Source organism: Nocardioides sp. Z13_37 (assembly GCF_058355585.1).
Genome location: NZ_JBZGDV010000002.1, coordinates 1 through 16,598 on the forward strand (window position 1 = coordinate 1; position 16,598 = coordinate 16,598).

Below are 16,598 nucleotides of genomic sequence, written 5' to 3' on the forward strand. Positions count from 1 at the left end.
GAGATCACCCACCCAATCTGTCGGGGTGGCCTCGTTTTCGCCCGTCGCTATGGCCTCATTTTCGAGCGTCGTCGACAGGGGTGGCTGAGCACGAGCGCCCAGCGCACTGGCGAGCGATTCGACCCCAGCCTCTGGCCGCGTGGTGGGGGCCGAGGGCCGCTGCAAGCTGCGCGAACTCGGCTACGCCGTCACCCCGCCGCCCCTAGGGCGAACCGAGCCCGGGTCCCGAAGCGCGCAACTCCCAGTGACCTTAAAGACATCCAGGTGTTCGGTCGCGGACGCACCGACAGCACACCCGGCGTCCAGGGCCCGGTATATTTCGTGGTATCTTTTCTGGGTGGCCACCTACATGACCTCCCAGCAGGTCTCCGACGAGCTCGGCGACAAGATCGTGCACGGGTTTTCCTCCATCGTGCTCGGCGCTGCCACCGACCTCGCCGAGTATCGCCGAGTCCTGCCCGGGGCCGTTTCCCGAGCCTCGGGCCGCGGCTTGGCCAACTGGATTCACGACGCGATGCGCGCACGAGCCCGCGCCGAGTTTGACGGCCTCAGCGAAGTGTCCTTCACCGAGCACGAGCCCCACTTCGACGCCTACATCGCTTCGCCGGAGCAAACGATTTTCCGCGTGCGCTTCAAACGCCACACAGCCACCGGGAGGATCGCGAACGTCCGCACGCAAGGCGCTCTCGACTTCGTGAGCCAACCCGACGACCTGCTGTCGCTGCTGGGCATGAGGACCGTACACCTGTGTGTCGGCTACGAGTGGGACGCCGAGTCCGGCATGATGAGCGCCCCTGTCATGACGCTCCGCGACGGCTCCTTCGAGGACGTCGTCTGGATGATCGACCTGCCCGCAGCTCCCGTTGGAGGCATCGGTACGGTCGTCACCCCGGTCACGCCCATCGTGCCCACCACCGAGGGCCCCACGCTGCCGACCATCGAGGTCGCCGGCGATGCAGAGGCCTCCGACAGCGAAGGAAACTCAGCGGAATGAGCAACCTCGGCGAGGTGCTGACCACAGCTCGCCGGGCCAGCGGCAAGACCCAGGGAGAACTCGCCGATGCCGTTGGCATCACGCAGGCTGCCCTCTCGAGGTACGAGAACAGCCTGCGCGAGCCAGACGACGCCACCCTGGACGCCCTTGCCCGCGAGCTCGGCGTCACTGCCCGATTCATCCAGCACGCCGGCCGCGTCCGGGGAGCGATGGCCGTCGACGCCCACATGCGCCGCCGCGGCACCGCTCAGGCCACGATCTGGAAGCGGCTGGAGGCCCGGCTGAACATGTACCGGATGCACGCCAGCCTCATGGCCGAAGAGGTGCGCATCCGCTCTGAGCAGCGGATCCCGACCTTCGACCCGATCGACACCTCACCCGAGGATGCCGCGCGTCTGGTGCGGATGCAGTGGGGGATGCCTGTCGGGCCGGTGCGCAACCTGATCGGCTGGATCGAGGCCGCCGGCTGCATGGTGATTGAGGAGGACTTCGGGACCACCCGCGTTGACGGCATGTCGCAGTGGGTCAACGACATCCCACTGATCTTCGTCAACACCGCGGTTCCCACCGACCGAAAGCGTTTGACGTTGGCCCACGAGCTCGGGCACCTGGTGCTGCACGCCAGCGAGGTCACCGAAGACATGGAGGACCAAGCGAACACGTTCGCTGCCGAGCTGCTCATGCCCATTGAGGTGATCCGCCCGCAACTGCGTGGTCTACGCGTCGACGCGCTGTTCGACCTCAAACGCGAGTGGGGCGTCTCGATGGGAGCGCTGGTCGAGCGGGCCTATCGCTCGGAGCTATTGACCGCGACCCAGCGCACGAGTATGTGGAAGATGCTCAGTGCTCGCGGCTGGCGTACGCGCGAGCCTCTCAGCGATGAACTGGTGCCCGAGCACCCACGACTCACCGGGGAGATCGCTGCAGCTCTGGCTGAGCGTGGCCTTGCCCCCGATGAGGTGGCGAAGATTGCCGGGTTCGCCACCCCCGAAGACAACCGACTGCTGCCGGTGACCGCCGGGGGTCGGCTCCGGATCGTCTGAGCGAAATGCTCCGTAGCGCTTTGTTAATCTAGCGGCGCCGAGCCCGCGTCATAGTGGGCGGGCTGCCGCACATCGACTTCTGATGACCGCGAGAAAACGAGTGTCCCGGTCAGCCCGACAGCCGATAGTCCAGCCCGGCCGGAGCGAAGTAGACCTCCACCCCGTCCTCCGCCGCCGCAGCCATCACCTCGGCCTGGTGGGCGGGGAGCCGGTGGGTGCCGGTGTGGTCGACGAGGTAGGCCAGGCCCGTGGGCGTGCGCCAGAGGTGTCGACCGGGGCCGGTGACGCGGGAGGAGTAGCCGCCGAAGGTCTTGGTGCGGTGGTGTCGCCGGCGGAGCGGGCCGGAGTTGTGGGGGCCGGTCTGGCCGGGCGGGCCGGTGTCGTCGTAGGGGACAGCGTGGTCGTAGTCGACGCCGTCGCGGCTGGCGGTGCGCGGGGAGTAGGGGAAGCAGTCGCCGCCGGTCTGGGTCCAGACGTGGTCCTTGATGTCCTCGGGGTGCTCGTAGGCGTCGACGCGGCGCCGGCCGCGGAGGTCGAGGACGGGGGTCACGGTGACCTCGGCGTTGCCGAGGACCTCGGGCAGTTGGCGTACGTCGATGGGGCCGGCGCCCTCGATCCGCGCGACGCCGACGCCGGTGCGCAGGGCCGTGTCGGTGACGTGGACGAAGAGCCGGCCGCGGTTGCGCAGGCGGGCCAGGTGCCGGGCGGGCAGGGCGCAGAACGTCTCGAGGGTCTGGAGGGTGTGCTCGGGCATCCACGCAGGACGCTCGAGCTCGCCGGTGTCGGGATCGGTCGCGAGCTCGGTGTGCTCGAGGAGGAGCTTGAGCAGCTCGACGGGTCGCGCCAGCCATCCCATCGCGACCGAGCGGAGCTCGCCGTGGTTGTGGTCGTGGCCCATGGTGGTGCGGAGGATCTCGGCGACCCGGTCGACCATGGCGTCGATCCACGCGGCGTCGCCGGCGGTGACGCGGGCGATGACGTGGCGGTAGCCGTGCTCGTCGGCCCGGGAGAGCGAGACGTAGCGCTGGTGGCGCTCGCGCTCGGCGGCGTGGGTCTCGGGGTCGGCCTCGATGACCTTGGCGCGGGCGATCTCGAGCACCGTCGAGGGGGCGTGGCCGGCGATCGCCCTGGCCACGGCTCGGTCGACGCGGCCGACCTGGTCGGCGAGCAGGGCGCGGGAGAGCACCGCGACCTTGCGGGCGACCCACGGCTCGCAGTCGCCGGACCGGACGACCGCCCACGTGAGCGGCAGCCGGTGGGCCAGGTCGAGGCCGTCGGCGATGAGCGCGCGGGTGGTGGCCGGGTGGGTCTCACGCGCCATCGCCAGCTCCGGGATGGCGTGCTCGCGCAGCGACGGGGCGCCGTCGCCGGCGGGGGAGACCATCGGGTCGCGGTCGTCGCGCGGGTGGCCGTGCACCACGGCCCACTGGATCGCGAGGTCGAGCTCGGCGACCTCGCCCAGACGCCTCGCCCGCAGTGCCTCGGTGGCCCTGGCCAGCAGCTCGCTCTGCGACGTCTCATCAGCCGCCAGGGGCGGCTGCGCGTCGACGAGGGCTGCGGTCATGACTCATTGTATCGAACACATGTTCGAAAGACAAGAGTCAATCCTCAGGAGACAGCCGTTCGCGTGATCCGCCGCATCGCGCCCGCCAGGCCGATGAAGAGGAAGAAGCACCCCGCCGTCTGCGGGAAGGCGAAGGCGTCGAAGAACGCCAGCCCGCACGCCCCCGCGGCGACCGAGGCGAGCACCGCCTGGGCGTACTGGACGTGCTCCTCGCCCAACGGCTGGTGCGCCCGCTCTCGGACGTCCTGCTCGTCCTGGAGCGTCCGGCGTGCCTGCCGTGCGCTGACCAGGCCCGCCACGATCAGCGTGATCAGCGCGAGCAGGCCGAGGAGGCCGGCCTCGATCGTCATGCCCAGGTAGGCGTTGTCGAGGATCCAGTACTTCGGCAGGAACGTGCCGAAGCCCTTGCCGACGTAGGGCGAGCTGGAGATGAACTCGCCGGCGATGTCGTAGCTGCCGGTGCGCGAGGCGATGCTCGGGTCCTGCCCGGCGTTGGAGAACAGGCCCTGGATCGAGCCCAGCAGGCCCGGCACCGCCACGTACATGACCGCGCTCACCACGCCGAGGAACGCGAGGGCCCGCAGCCGCTGGCGCAGGTCCCACGACATCGCGAGCACCACCATGCCCGCCAGCGCGCACAGGTAGGCCGAGCGCGACATCGAGAAGAAGATCGAGGCGACGATCGCCACGAGCATCGCCCGGAAGAGCCACCGGTAGCGCGACTGCACCGACGCGCACACGGTGACGAGCGGCAGCGTCATGCCCAGCACCACGCCGTACTCGATCGGGCTCATCGACGTGCCGCTCGGCCGGATGCGACCGGAGCGCATGCTGAGCGTCCATCCCTCCGTGCCCGCGGTCAGCCCCGGGATGCGGATGCGGTCGACGAAGAGCTCGCCGGTGGCGTACTGCGCCAGCCCCAGCAGCGCCACCAGCCCGGCGGCGAACGCCAGGCGTCGCAGCACGGACTCGAGGCGGTCGACCCTGGTGATGCCGTCGCAGGCGAGCAGCACGACGCCGGCGAGCCCGAGCAGCCGCAGCATGCCGGAGTCGGCGGTGCTGATCTCGTCGCCCGGCAGCGGCCCGGCCATCGCGTGCGCGTAGACGATCAGCATGGCGAGCACCATGGCGAGCATCGCCGCGCGCACCGGGTGGCGCAGGCCGTCGGTGGGCTCGGTGCGTCGCACGGTGTGCCACGCCCAGTAGAGGAAGATCCCGATGCCGAAGAGGGTGGCCGGGCTGCCCGCGCTCCCCAGGGCGCTGACCACCATGGGTGAGGGGATGAACCACAGCAGGCACAGGTACGCGGTCAGGAGGGCCGCGGCATCGACACCGCCGCGCCGCGTGATGCCGGCGCTCTCCTGGACCGCGAGCGTCATGACGCCTCGCCGTGCTCGTCCTGTCGCCGGCGTCGCTTCAGCAGCCGGGCGGTGACCTCGACCGGAGGCGCCTCGTGCGTGCTCGTGACCTTGCGCTCGGGCTCGCCCTCGGCGGGCACCCGGTGCAGCGACACCGGCACCGGAGGCGCGCCGGCGTCGTCGGCCGTGGCCAGGTCGTCGGGGTCGGGGTCGCGGCGGCCGGCCAGCCAGCCGTCGACGAGCGCGATCAGCAGCAGTCCCATGCCGCCCAGGGCGGCCATGGTCATCAGCGCCGCCCGGATCATCGACTTCCGCGTGGACGCCGGGTCCTCGTCGCGGGTGAGCACCACGGACGTGACGCGCTGCTCGGCGGGCAGGTCGAGCCCCGACTGCAGCTTCTCCAGCTCGACCGGGACCCGGTCGATCAGCGAGGCGAGCGCCTCGGCGGCGACGTCCGGCGCGGCCGCCTCGACGGTGAACAGGATGATCGGCGCGCTGTTGGTGTAGTCGGGCACGATCTCGAACTTCGTGCCCGTGGGGTAGGTCTCGCCGAAGCTGTCGGCCACCTTCTTCGACGTCAGCGCGCGCACCACGACATCGCGCGCCTGCCCCACGCCCCCGAGCGTGAGGTAGGGGTTCTCCTCCGACATCGTGCCCGTCGGCCCCTCCGACTGCGAGGGCGGGAAGACCAGCACGGTGCCGGTCGCCTCGTAGGTCTCGCCGGTCCGCTGGGCGACGAGGAACGTCGCGGCGGCCGTGAGCACCCCGAGGGCGAGCACGAGGTACCAGCGGCGGCGCAGCGCGCGCCAGACGACCCGCATCTCCACGTCGGCTCCCGTGTCTCAGCCGTCCGCGGCGAGGCCGCGGCGCGCGTCGATGAAGTCGGTCAGCGTGCCGACGCTCTCGAACACGTCGCCGGTGAAGTCCTCGTCGTCGATGACGACGTCGAAGCGGTCCTCGAGCGCGGCCGCCAGCTCGACCACGCCGAGCGAGTCGAGCTCGGGCAGCTCGCCGAACAGCCGGGTCTCCCGGGTGATCGAGGCGGCCCGCTCCTCGATGCCGAGGGTGCGGGTGAGCACCTCCACGACTCCGGGGAGCGAGGCGGCGACGGTGTCTGCGTGCTGGGTCATACGAGGACCTCCGGTGGTGAGGGATGGCCGAGGAAGGCGGTGGGACTGGCGGTCAGGCCGTAGGCCCCCGCCTGGAACACGACGACGAGGTCGCCGACCTCCGCGCCGGGGAGCTCGACGGCGTCGCCGAGCAGGTCGAGCGGTGTGCACAGGCAGCCGACGACGGTCACGGGACCCGTCGGGTCGTCGAGGGCGCGGGTGCCGACGGCGAGCGGGTAGTTGCGGCGGATCACCTGGCCGAAGTTGCCGGACGCGGCGAGCTGGTGGTGCATGCCGCCGTCGACGACGGCATAGCTGCGACCGCGCGACTCCTTCACGTCGACGATCCGGGTGACGTAGACGCCCGCCTCGCCCACGAGGAAGCGACCGAGCTCGATCACGACGGTGGCGTCGGGCAGCGCGGGTGCGAGCCGGCCGTCGACGAGGCCCGAGAGCCGCTCCCCGACGGCGTCGAGGTCGAGGCGCTCGTCCCGCTCGAAGTAGGGGATGCCCCAGCCGCCTCCGAGGTTGACGTACTCGACGTCGCCGCGCACGTGCCGGGCCAGGTCGAGCACGAGGTCGACGGTGCGCTCCTGGGCCTCGCCCAGGATCGCGGCCGTGAGGTTCTGCGAGCCGGCGAAGACGTGGAAGCCGACGATGTCGACGTCGTGCTCGCTGACCTCGCCGAGCAGCGACGGCACCGCCTCGGCGTCGACGCCGAACTGCTGCGGGCCGCCGCCCATCCGCATGCCCGAGCCCTTGACCGAGAACGGGGGGTTGACGCGTACGGCGGCGCGCGGGCGCAGCGCGAGCTCCTTGCCGGTGCGCACCAGGCGCTGCAGCTCGGTGCGCGACTCGATCTCGATCGTCACGCCCGACGCGACGGCGCGGCGCAGCTCGGCGTCGGTCTTGCCCGGGCCGGCGAAGCTGATCGCGGCGGGGTCCTGGCCGGTGTCGAGGGCCACGGCGAGCTCGCCCGCCGAGGCGACGTCGAGGTGGTCGACGAGCCCGGCGAGGTGCTGGACCACGGCGGGCATCGGGTTGGCCTTGACCGCGTAGCCGAGCCGCATCGCCTCCGGCAGCACCGCCTTCACCGCGGCCACCCGCTCGGTGATCATCGCCCGGTCGTAGGCGAAGAACGGGGTCGCCCCGACCCGCTCGGCGAGCCGGTCGACGGGCACGCCGCCGACCAGCAGGGTGCCGTCGACGGTGCCGTGGGCGTGGACGTGGTCACTGGTCCTCATGCGGTCAGCTCCTCGCGCAGCAGCACCCGGTCGAACTTGCCGTTGGGCGAGCGCGGCAGCTCGGCGCGTACGACGACCTCCGCGGGCACCATGTAGCGGGGCAGCTGGCGCCGGAAGACGGCGAGCAGCGCCTCGGTGTCGAGCCCGTCGCCGGCCGGGCTCACCACCACGACCACGCGGTGGCCGAGGGCGTCGTCGGGCAGGCCGAGCGCCACCGTGTCGCGGACCAGGCCGCTGTCGTAGGCGACCTCCTCGATCTCGGTCGGGCTCACCCGGTAGCCGGAGGTCTTGATCATGTCGTCGGTGCGCCCGACGAAGTAGAGGAAGCCGTCCTCGTCGGCCACCACCCGGTCGCCGGACCACACGGCCGGCTCGGGCGTACGCCAGTCGGGCCCGCCGGGGACCGGGCGGAACCGCTCGGCGGTGCGGGCGGCGTCGCCCCAGTAGCCCTGCGCGACGAGCGCGCCGCGGTGGACCAGCTCGCCCTCCTCGCCCGGCGCGCAGGGCGTGCCGTCGGGTCGCAGGACCAGGATCTCCGCGTCGGGGATCGCCTTGCCGATCGAGTCGGGGCGGCGGTCGACCTCGGCGGGGTCGAGGTAGGTGGAGCGGAACGCCTCCGTCAGGCCGTACATCAGGTACGGCTCGGCCTGCGGGAAGATCTCGCGCAGCCGCGACAGCGTGGCGCGCGGCATCCGCCCGCCCGTGTTGGCGAAGTAGCGCAGCGACGCGGTCGCCTCGGCCGGCCAGTCGGCGGCGGCGAGCTGGATCCACAGCGGCGGCACGCAGGTGAGGCCGGTGACCCCGTGCCGGGCGCACAGCCGCACCACGTCGCGGGCCAGGAGGTAGTTGACGAGCACGACGTGCGCGCCTGCGGAGAAGGCGGTGGTGACCTGGCTCAGGCCCGCGTCGAAGCTGAGCGGCAGCGCCGCCAGGATGACGTCGGAGCCGTCGTTGCGCAGGTAGCTCGACACGCTCTCGGCCCCCACCAGCAGGTTGCGGTGCGACAGCACGACGCCCTTGGGGCGGCCGGTGCTGCCGGAGGTGTAGAGGATCGCGGCGGTGTCGAGGTCGATCGCCCCGCTCGGCGCCGGCGGGTCGGTGACCTGGCCCAGCAGGGACGCGAGGTCGTGGACCGCGACCTCGTCGCCGTCGGGGACGTCGCCGGGACCGGCGTCGACGAGCAGCACGTGGGCGAGCGCGGGGCAGCCCTTCGCGTCGTCGCGCAGCGACTCCCAGCGCTGGCGCGTGGTGACCAGCACCCGCACGTCGCAGTCGCGCAGGATGTAGGCCACCTGGGGACCCTTGAGCGCCGGGTTGACCGGCACGAAGACCGCGGAGGCCACCGACGATCCGAAGATCGCGGCGATCGTCTCGGGCCGCTTGTCGAGGTGGACCGCGACCCGGTCGCCGCGGACGGTGCCGAGGCCGGCGAGCACGGCCCCGGTGCGCCAGGCCTGCTCCCACGCCGAGGCGTAGTCCAGGGTGACGTCCTGGTGGCTCAGGGCCGGGCGGTCGCCGAAGCGGGCGGCGCCCTCCTCGAGCAGGTGGTGCAGGTGCGTCCGCATCAGGTCAGGCCCCCTCGTCCCGTGGCCGGGCTCGCCCCCCGGCGACCGGCTCTGGCGCGACGAGTGCCCCACCCGTCGTCCGTGATCCACGCTACGGACGGCCGGCGCCCGCGCGGGCTCCCTCGGGCGGGAGTACCGGATTTGGGGTAGCGACCCGCTCGACCCAGGCCGGGCCGCGCTCGGCCCGCAGCAGGTCGGGGCGCAGCAGCACCCGGACGGCGGCGCGGGCGATGGCGTCGCCGCGCGCGGCCCGGCTCGCCTCGCGCAGGACGAGGGCCAGCCAGTAGAGCGCCGTGCGCGGCGGGGAGCCCAGCCGCGAGAAGAGCCGCAGCCGGTTGGCCGTGAGCAGCGCCCACAACGGCGGCGAGCTCCCCGAGTCGCCCTCGAGGTGGACGGCGCCCGCGTCGGCCACGTAGCGCACGGCGAAGCCGTTCGCCCCGGCCCGCAGGTGGAACTCGGTCTCCTCGGAGTAGAGGAAGTAGGACTCGTCCCACGGGCCGCAGGCGTCGAGGCAGGCCCGGCTGACGAGCTGCGTCGACCCCTCGGCCCAGTCGGGCGTCGCGTCGGCGACGTAGCGCGCCAGGTCGGTGACGACCTCGCCGGTGGCCGGCCAGCGGCCCGCGCGCGTGGCGCCCACGAACGCGTCGGCGTAGGCGCGCAGCAGCGTGGGCCGCCGGCGCTGCGAGTGGATCAGCGCGCCGTCGCCGTCGGTGAGCCGGGGCACCGCGATCCCGGTGCCGGGCCGGTCGAGGGCCGCCACGAGGGCGGGCAGGCAGCCCGGCAGCAGGCGTACGTCCGGGTTGAGCACCAGCACGGCCGGCGCGTCCGGGGTGGCGGCCACGGCGGCGTTGACGCCCGCCGCGTAGCCGGCGTTGCGCCCGGTCTGCACGATCGTGGCGTCCGGGGCCAGGCGACGGGCCACCGCGACCGTGTCGTCGTGCGAGTCGTTGTCGACGACGACGAGCCGGTAGGGCACCGACCCGGCGCCCTCGGGCAGCGACGCCACCAGCCCCGGGAGCACGTCGGCGCTGTTCCAGGTGACCACGGCCACCGTCACCGGCCTCATCCGAGCACCTCGCGCCGTCGCGAGCGCCGGCGCTCGAGCCGGAACACCACCACCATCGTCAGGGCGACCCCGGTGATCCCGGTGGCGGCGAGCGCGCGCGACCGGCTGCCGGCGACCGGCACGATGATCGGGTCCTCCGACGACGGCACCGCCCGGGCGCGCAGGGTGGGCGGCACGCCGAGCTCGTCCTGGCGGTGCTCGAGCACCTCCGCGACCCGGGCCGACGTCGCGCCGGCCGAGGCCTGCACCTCCTCGAGGCTCGCGCCGGCGACCTGCACGTCGAGGTAGTTGGCAGAGAACAGGGGCCGCCACTGGGTGCCGAGGTTGGGCACCCGCACCTGGACGCCCTCGCGGTGGCCCATCCCGACCATCGTGGCGGCCACGTCACCGGTCAGCAGCGGCGGGTGGCCGTCGTTGAGGTCGGTGGAGACGACGCCGACGAGCGGCTGGAGGCCGTAGAGCGGGTTCTCCAGGACGCTGGTGTCCTCGGTGCCCGAGGGCCCGACGACCACGATGTTGTACTGGGTGAACCACACGGGCTGCTGGCGCTGGACGAGCAGCAGCGCGCCGAGCGTGACCACGGCGCCGAGCAGCACGACGTACCACCAGTGCAGCGCGGCCGCCAGGAACCCTCGCGCCGTCACGGTGCCCCGCAGGTGCCGGCGTCGCTCATCCGATCTCCTCGACCGGCTCGACGAGCTGCGGCGGGAGGTGGAGGTAGGCGGTGGTCGTGCGCTTCTGGTCGATGTCGCCGTAGACCCGCTCGACCTGCGCGGTCGTCAGCCCCGTTGCCGCGGCGACCTGCTCGAGCGGTGCGCCGGTGTTCTTGCCGTGCAGGCACAGGTCCATCAGGTTCCACGGCAGGGAGAAGTAGAACTCCTCCTGCGACTGCGGCAGCGAGTAGGTGTCGGTCGTCGAGGGCCGGGTGCGGACCTCCTCCGGGACGCCGAGGAAGTCGGCGAGCGCGTAGACCTGGGTCTTGTAGAGGTGGGCGATCGGCTTCACGTCGGCCGCTCCGTCGCCCAGCTTCACGAAGAACCCCTGGTCGTACTCCAGCCGGTTGGGCGTGCCGGTGACGACGTAGTTGAGCCGGTCGGCGTGGTAGTACTCCGACATCCGGCGCACGCGCTGCTTGAAGTTCGTCGCGGCCACGATCCCGAGGTAGGACTCGGTGGTGAGCCGGTGCCGGGTGGTGGTGCCGTCGGGCGCCTGGACGACGACCGAGTAGAGGCGCAGGCGCGCGGACTCCACGACGCTGGGCAGCACGATCTTGGACCGGTGGTCGGGACCGTAGTCGGGGCAGACCATCCGGATCGCGTCGTCGCGGCGCTCGTAGCACCGGGCGGCCTCCAGCACCGGCGTGATGTCCTCGACGGCCGAGTCGATGCCCAGGGAGTCGGAGACCAGCGTGCTGAAGGCGAGCGTGTCGTCGGCGGAGTCGCGCTCGGGCATGTGCAGCCCGAAGACCCGGTCCTTGCCCAGCGCGGCGACGCAGAGCGCGGCGACGACGCTGGAGTCGATGCCGCCCGACAGCGCGACGACCGCGCCCTTGCGCCGCGACCTGGTGAGGTAGCCGCGCAGCGACGCGGTGATCCTGGCGACCTCGGCCTCGGGGTCGATCGCGAGCACCTCAGCGTCGCCCTGGATGTGGCCCTGGATGTGGCCCTGGATGGTGGTGCTCATGCGGTGCTCCTCATCGGCTGGACCCGGTCGACCACGGTCATCGGCGCGGGTGGGACGTCGTCGCTGCCCGCGCCGCCGTCCACGACGAGCTGCTGGTGGAGCAGCTGGGTCGAGACGACCGCGAGCAGGCGCATGTTGTCGGTGTTGCCGGCGCGTACGCCGCCCGTGCGGGCCGCCTTCGCCAGCAGCCCGGCGACCGGGCGGGGGTCGAAGACGCCCGCGTCGGCCAGCGCGGCGGGCGAGGTGACCTCGGCGAGCCACTCCGGCGGCGGCCCGCTGAAGAAGCTGGCCGTGTCGGGGGAGCGGTAGGGCTGCTTGGGCCGGGTGCGGATCTCCTCCGGCACCAGGTCCTCGAAGGCGATCTTGAGCAGGTGCTTCTCGTCGAGGCCACAGAGCTTGTGGCGCGCCGGCAGGCGGTTGGCCAGCTCGACGACGTCCTTGTCGAGGAACGGGAAGCGACCCTCCACCGAGTTGGCCATCAGCATCCGGTCGCCCTGGCTGGCCAGGATGTAGCCCGGCAGCAGGGTGGTCATCTCGAGCCACTGGGCGCGCGAGAGCGCGTCCCACCGTCCGCTGTCCGCCGGCATGCGCGACACGACGTCGGCGCCCGACTCGTGGGCGAGCTCGGCGCGGAGGTCGGGCGCGAGCAGACCCTTGACCGCGGAGGTCGAGGCCCACCGCGGGCGGTGCGAGATCGCCGGGTCGGCGGGGTCGAGGTCCTGGCCGAAGAAGCTGCGCGCGAACGCCGGCGCGCGGCCGGGGTTGCGCTCCATCCACGGGTAGAGCAGCTCGACCGCCCGGTCGCGGGTGGCGGAGCCCGGGTCACGTGCCCAGAACGCGCGCACGCGCCCCTCGCGGAAGATGTCGTAGCCCCCGAGCACCTCGTCGGCGCCCTCGCCGGTCACCACCACCTTGTAGCCGTGCTCGCGCACCAGCCGCGACAGCAGGAACAGGGGCGCGGGCGCGGTGCGCAGGATCGGCGTCTCGGTGTGCCGGACCACGTCGGGAAAGACGTCGGCGACGTCGCCGGGCGACACGGTGACCTCCTCGTGGCGCGCCCCGAGCTCGGCCACCATCTTCTGCTGGTGGATCCCCTCGTCGTACTCGTCGTCGGTGAAGCGCAGCGAGAACGTGTGCAGCGGGGCGTCGGTGTAGCGCGCGATCACCGCGGCGGTGATCGAGGAGTCGATGCCGCCGGACAGGTAGGCACCCACCGGCACGTCGCTGCGGACGAAGCGCAGCCGGGCGGCCTCGACGATGCGCTCGCGCAGCTCGGCGGCGTTGGCCTCCACGTCCTGCCCCGGCTCGGCCCCCCGCTCCGGGAAGTCGATGCTCCAGTAGGGGCGGCGGTCGAAGCCGTCCCGGTCGAGCACGGCGACGTGGCCGGGCTCGAGCTGCTCGATGCCCCGGAAGACCGTGCGCGGCGCGACCGTCGACCAGTAGGTGAGCACCTCGTCGAGGCCGGCCGGGTCGAGGACCCGGGGCAGGGCGGGGTCGGCCAGCAGGGCCTTGACCTCGGAGGCGAACGCGATGCGCCGGCCGTCACGGGTGAAGAACAGCGGCCGCACGCCGAGGCGGTCGCGGCAGAGCACCAGACGCCGCCGGCGCGAGTCCCACAGCGCCAGCGCCCATTGGCCGTTGAAGCGTGAGAAGCACTGCTCGCCCCACTCCTGCCAGGCGTGCACGACGACCTCGGTGTCGCTCGCCGTGCGGAACCGGTGCCCGCGGTTGCGCAGCTCCTCGCCCAGCTCGACGTAGTTGAAGATCTCGCCGTTGAAGGAGATCCACAGCGTGCCGTCCTCGTTGGACAGCGGCTGGGCCCCGCCCTCGGCGTCGATGATCGCGAGCCGGGTGTGACCGAGCGCGGCGTGCTCGTCGCGGTACAGGCCGCTGCCGTCGGGACCGCGGTGCCGCAGCCGGCCGATCATCCGGGTGACGAGCTCGCGGTCGGGGGGCGGGCCGTCGAGGTCGACGACACCGCACACGCCGCACATCAGCGGGTCCCGCCGGCGCGGGAGAGCACCGTGCGCATGCCCTCGGCGGTGCAGAGGAGGTCGGGGTCGATGTGCTCCTCGCGCAGCACGACGTCGAAGACGTCCTCCAGGAAGATCGCGGCCTTGACCGCCTCGAGCTGGCGGTCGCCCTTCGGGTCGCGCAGCCGGAGGTACTCGGTGAGCGCGCGCTCCACGTCCCCGGAGGGCGGCTCGGGCGCGGGACGCTCGACGCGGTAGTTGAGCATCGCCGAGTTGTCGTAGTCGGTGGCGATCACGCGCCCCGGGTTGCCCGCGACCAGCGCGCGTGCCGGCACGTCACGCGAGACCACGCTGCCGGCCGAGATGGTGGCGCCGTCACCGATCGTCACGGCGCCGGTGATCGTGGCCCCGGGCCCGATCCACACGTCGTCGCCGAGCCGGGGGACACCCTGGTCGCCCGAGGCCACCCGCTGCCCGATCGTGACGTTGTGGTGCAGCACGCAGTTGTCGCCGATGGTCGACGGCCCGATGAACACGCCCGTGTGGTGCATCAGGAACATGCCGGGCCCGATCTGCGCACGGTGGTCGATGTCGGCGTGGTGGATGTTCCTCACCCGCCGGCGCCACACCCCCGCGAAGATCCGCACCGGCAGCCCGGTCAGGCGGTGCTGCGCGTGGTGGCGGCGGGCGGCGCGGTCGAAGCGGTAGCAGGCGACCACGCGGAAGTCGGCGTTCCACAGCCACAGGCGCAGTCGCTGCGCCGGACCGCGGCGGCCCCCAGCCGTGATCGCGTAGTACTTGTCGACGTCCGTGCGGAACGGACGCGCGTCCGGGTCGGTGACCCGGTCGTGGCTCTGGCCCATGGTCGCTCCCCGTGACGGGGGCTCAGCCCACGGGCTGGCCGACGAGCGCCTTGCCCGCGACGTAGCGGGTCAGGCCCCCGACGCTGCCGAGGTTCTCGAACACCGTCTCTGACTCCGCGACCACGATGCCGAAGTGGTCCTCGAGGAACTCGATCAGCTCGAGGACACCCGTGGAGTCCACGATGCCCTCCTCGAGCAGCGAGGCCTCGTCGGCCGGCAGCCGGTCGTGGTCGCCGAACAGGTAGTTGTCCCCGATGAACTCTCTCAGCTGGTGCTTGATGTCGTCGTGCACGTCGCCTCCCCAGGCAGTCTCCGGGCCTCCACCCCTGTCGGCCCGCCTGACAGTTGAGCACCAGCGCAGCGGGTCGGGGCCGGGTGGGCCGCACGCTCCCCAATAGTGGTGAGCGGTCCCGAAGACCCCCCTCCGGGGTGAGGTGCCCTCCGTAGTCTGTAGGCCCTGGCCGGCGTGGGGACGGCCCCGGTGGAGGAGCTCGCGATGGTCACCAGCAGCCAGGGATCGGCCACGGTCGGCACGGGCACGGACATCGTCTCGGTGGCTCGCATCGCCGCCCTGGTCAGCACCGGCGGCGACCGGTTCCTGCGGCGGTGGTTCACCGAGGACGAGATCGCCTACTGCACCGCCCGCGCCCGCCCCGAGCTGCACCTCGCGGCCCGGATGGCGGCCAAGGAGGCGGTGCTGAAGGCGCTCCGGCCGGCCCGGGACGCCCCGCTCGCGTGGCGCTCGATCGAGATCGGGCGCGACGCCGACGGAGCGCCCCACGTGTCGCTGGACGGCGACGTCCGCGCGCTCGCCGAGCGTCGTGGCGCCGGGCCGATCCACGTCTCGCTGTCGCACTGCGACGAGTACGCGGTCGCGGTCGCCGTCGCCGACGCTGCTGCCGACTGACCCGGCCGACTGACCCGGCCGACTGACCCGGCCGACTGACCCGCTACCGGCTCGCGCCGAGGGGCACCGCCTGTGGCCGGGTCCACTCCGCGGGCCGCTGCCGGGCCGAGGGCCCGCGCACCAGCCAGACCTCGTCCCACTGCACGCCCGCGAGCCAGTCGCCCTCGATCCGGCCCGCCAGGTCGGCGAGGTCGCCGATGGCGAGACCCGTGACCAGGACGTGCTGGGCGTGGTCGAGCGAGGCCAGGGCCTCGGGCACGTGGCGCGGCGCCACGGCCGACATGTGCACCGGACGGCCGGCGCGGTCGAGGACGACGCACCCGCCCGCGCCCGCGTCGGCGAAGCCTCCGGCGCGGTCGGCGTTGACGAGGTGGAGCGGCTCCTCGGCGGAGAAGCCCAGGAGGTCGACCTCGTGGGCGATGTCGGCGAGCACGACCGGCACGCCGAGCTCCGCGCGTACGCGGGCGGCGGCGCGCGACTGGCGCAGCCATCGGCGCCGCCAGCCGTGCCGGCGCACGATCGGTAGCCGGCCCCAGTCCCGGGCCCCCGGGTCGACGACGCCGCACGTGGTGTGGATCGGCACGAGCTCCGGGTGGAGGTCGCCGACGTGGCGGTGCGCCTCGTCGAGGCGCGCCAGGTTGGTCGTCATGCTGTTGTGGGTGATCGAGGTGTCGACGGCCCCGGCGAGGCGGCCGGCGGCACGCACCCGCAGCGAGTACTCCACGGCGTACGCGTGCCAGGCCAGCCGCGGGTCCTCGCTGAGCGGCTCGCGGACCAGGTCGTCGCGCCGCGCGATGACCAGCACCTCGTCGAGGGTGTCGACGGGCTCCGGCACGGGGGCCGACTCGCCGATCAGGATCACGCGGTCGCGCAGCCGGCCGACCGACGTGCGGTCGGCGGCCACGCCGTTGGCGCCGAGGATGCCCCACCGCTCGTCGTCCAGCGCGGCGGCGCACGCCGCGAGCCGGTCGAGGTCGTGCAGGTAGACGTCCTGGTGCACCAGCACGACGACGTCGTGGCGGGCCTGCCGCACGGCGTGGTTGAGGGCGGCGCCCGCCGAGGCGAAGGCGTGCCCGGTGTTGTCGACCGGGAGGTACTCCACCTCCACCGGTCCGTCGTAGGCCTCGATCGACCGGTCGAGGCAGTGGCGCCTCACGACAGGGTCGTTGTACACGCACGCGATGGTCATCCCCACGCTGGGAGTCGACCACGCGGTCGCGGCACTCGCC

16 protein-coding genes are annotated in these 16,598 nt (G+C 72.8%); 3 read left to right on the forward strand and 13 right to left on the reverse strand.

The genetic code is table 11. The annotated features are described in order from the left end of the window. The first annotated feature begins 337 nt into the window (after nt 1-337). Together AC4H2S_RS04920 and AC4H2S_RS04925 are read left to right on the forward strand one after the other, a co-directional pair. Nucleotides 338-994: a hypothetical protein gene (locus AC4H2S_RS04920; RefSeq protein WP_491495852.1), complete on the forward strand. Its 657-nt coding sequence runs from the start codon at nt 338-340 to the stop codon at nt 992-994. Beyond that, entirely contained in the window at nt 991-2,037 is a 1,047-nt protein-coding gene (locus tag AC4H2S_RS04925) for a helix-turn-helix domain-containing protein (protein WP_491495853.1), read from the forward strand. The genes AC4H2S_RS04920 and AC4H2S_RS04925 overlap by 4 nt, the downstream gene beginning before the upstream one ends. 109 nt (nt 2,038-2,146) lie before the next feature. Here the strand turns inward: AC4H2S_RS04925 and AC4H2S_RS04930 are convergent, their stop codons facing one another. The 12 genes from AC4H2S_RS04930 to AC4H2S_RS04985 all read right to left on the reverse strand — a co-directional run bounded on the left by AC4H2S_RS04930 (nt 2,147) and on the right by AC4H2S_RS04985 (nt 14,754). Then, nucleotides 2,147-3,601, reverse strand: coding sequence for a hypothetical protein (locus AC4H2S_RS04930; RefSeq protein ID WP_491495854.1), 1,455 nt, complete (start codon nt 3,599-3,601; stop codon nt 2,147-2,149). 44 nt (nt 3,602-3,645) lie between these two features. Continuing rightward, entirely contained in the window at nt 3,646-4,980 is a 1,335-nt protein-coding gene (locus tag AC4H2S_RS04935; RefSeq protein WP_491495855.1) for an O-antigen ligase family protein, read from the reverse strand. Then, nucleotides 4,977-5,786, reverse strand: coding sequence for a hypothetical protein (locus tag AC4H2S_RS04940; RefSeq protein ID WP_491495856.1), 810 nt, complete (start codon nt 5,784-5,786; stop codon nt 4,977-4,979). The genes AC4H2S_RS04935 and AC4H2S_RS04940 overlap by 4 nt, the downstream gene beginning before the upstream one ends. Before the next feature lie 15 nt (nt 5,787-5,801). Next, a complete protein-coding gene (locus AC4H2S_RS04945) occupies nt 5,802-6,089 on the reverse strand; it encodes an acyl carrier protein (protein ID WP_491495857.1) in 288 nt (95 codons plus the stop codon). Beyond that, nucleotides 6,086-7,312 carry a pyridoxal-dependent decarboxylase, exosortase A system-associated gene (locus AC4H2S_RS04950; RefSeq protein WP_491495858.1) on the reverse strand — a complete coding sequence of 409 codons (1,227 nt, stop codon included), beginning with the start codon at nt 7,310-7,312 and terminating at the stop codon, nt 6,086-6,088. Before AC4H2S_RS04950 ends, AC4H2S_RS04945 begins: the two co-directional genes overlap by 4 nt. Continuing rightward, nucleotides 7,309-8,877: an acyl-CoA ligase (AMP-forming), exosortase A system-associated gene (locus tag AC4H2S_RS04955; protein WP_491495859.1), complete on the reverse strand. Its 1,569-nt coding sequence runs from the start codon at nt 8,875-8,877 to the stop codon at nt 7,309-7,311. Before AC4H2S_RS04955 ends, AC4H2S_RS04950 begins: the two co-directional genes overlap by 4 nt. Before the next feature lie 91 nt (nt 8,878-8,968). Next, a complete protein-coding gene (locus AC4H2S_RS04960; protein WP_491495860.1) occupies nt 8,969-9,943 on the reverse strand; it encodes a glycosyltransferase in 975 nt (324 codons plus the stop codon). After that, nucleotides 9,940-10,587, reverse strand: coding sequence for a hypothetical protein (locus AC4H2S_RS04965; RefSeq protein WP_491495861.1), 648 nt, complete (start codon nt 10,585-10,587; stop codon nt 9,940-9,942). The genes AC4H2S_RS04960 and AC4H2S_RS04965 overlap by 4 nt, the downstream gene beginning before the upstream one ends. 25 nt (nt 10,588-10,612) lie before the next feature. After that, on the reverse strand, nt 10,613-11,626 hold the full coding sequence (gene nadE, locus AC4H2S_RS04970; RefSeq protein ID WP_491495862.1) for an NAD(+) synthase: 1,014 nt from the start codon (nt 11,624-11,626) through the stop codon (nt 10,613-10,615). Then, complete coding sequence (gene asnB / locus AC4H2S_RS04975; protein ID WP_491495863.1) at nt 11,623-13,620, reverse strand: asparagine synthase (glutamine-hydrolyzing); 1,998 nt, start codon at nt 13,618-13,620, stop codon at nt 11,623-11,625. Before asnB ends, nadE begins: the two co-directional genes overlap by 4 nt. Continuing rightward, nucleotides 13,620-14,462 (reverse strand): serine O-acetyltransferase, encoded by an 843-nt coding sequence (locus tag AC4H2S_RS04980; RefSeq protein ID WP_491495864.1) that lies wholly within the window; start codon nt 14,460-14,462, stop codon nt 13,620-13,622. The genes asnB and AC4H2S_RS04980 overlap by 1 nt, the downstream gene beginning before the upstream one ends. Nucleotides 14,463-14,484: 22 nt before the next feature. After that, nucleotides 14,485-14,754, reverse strand: a complete 270-nt coding sequence (locus AC4H2S_RS04985) for an acyl carrier protein (RefSeq protein WP_491495865.1) — start codon at nt 14,752-14,754, stop codon at nt 14,485-14,487. 204 nt (nt 14,755-14,958) lie between these two features. On the opposite strand from AC4H2S_RS04985, the gene acpS reads away from it, so the two are divergent. Then, the gene (acpS, locus tag AC4H2S_RS04990; RefSeq protein WP_491495866.1) at nt 14,959-15,369 is read left to right on the forward strand and encodes a holo-ACP synthase; all 411 of its coding nucleotides are present in this window, start codon (nt 14,959-14,961) and stop codon (nt 15,367-15,369) included. Nucleotides 15,370-15,412: 43 nt separating this feature from the next. Here acpS and AC4H2S_RS04995 read toward each other — a convergent pair whose 3' ends face one another. Continuing rightward, a complete protein-coding gene (locus tag AC4H2S_RS04995; RefSeq protein ID WP_491495867.1) occupies nt 15,413-16,543 on the reverse strand; it encodes a hypothetical protein in 1,131 nt (376 codons plus the stop codon). Between the last annotated feature and the right edge of the window lie 55 nt (nt 16,544-16,598).

Excerpts from the sequence above, each read along its gene's own strand:
- asnB (WP_491495863.1), bottom strand. The coding sequence starts at position 13,620 with ATGTGCGGCGTGTGCGGTGTCGTCGACCTCGACGGCCCGCCCCCCGAC.
- AC4H2S_RS04960 (WP_491495860.1), bottom strand. The coding sequence starts at position 9,943 with ATGAGGCCGGTGACGGTGGCCGTGGTCACCTGGAACAGCGCCGACGTG.
- AC4H2S_RS04955 (WP_491495859.1), bottom strand. The coding sequence starts at position 8,877 with ATGCGGACGCACCTGCACCACCTGCTCGAGGAGGGCGCCGCCCGCTTC.
- nadE (WP_491495862.1), bottom strand. The coding sequence starts at position 11,626 with ATGAGCACCACCATCCAGGGCCACATCCAGGGCCACATCCAGGGCGAC.
- AC4H2S_RS04945 (WP_491495857.1), bottom strand. The coding sequence starts at position 6,089 with ATGACCCAGCACGCAGACACCGTCGCCGCCTCGCTCCCCGGAGTCGTG.
- AC4H2S_RS04925 (WP_491495853.1), top strand. The coding sequence starts at position 991 with ATGAGCAACCTCGGCGAGGTGCTGACCACAGCTCGCCGGGCCAGCGGC.
- AC4H2S_RS04930 (WP_491495854.1), bottom strand. The coding sequence starts at position 3,601 with ATGACCGCAGCCCTCGTCGACGCGCAGCCGCCCCTGGCGGCTGATGAG.
- AC4H2S_RS04980 (WP_491495864.1), bottom strand. The coding sequence starts at position 14,462 with ATGGGCCAGAGCCACGACCGGGTCACCGACCCGGACGCGCGTCCGTTC.
- AC4H2S_RS04950 (WP_491495858.1), bottom strand. The coding sequence starts at position 7,312 with ATGAGGACCAGTGACCACGTCCACGCCCACGGCACCGTCGACGGCACC.
- acpS (WP_491495866.1), top strand. The coding sequence starts at position 14,959 with ATGGTCACCAGCAGCCAGGGATCGGCCACGGTCGGCACGGGCACGGAC.
- AC4H2S_RS04935 (WP_491495855.1), bottom strand. The coding sequence starts at position 4,980 with ATGACGCTCGCGGTCCAGGAGAGCGCCGGCATCACGCGGCGCGGCGGT.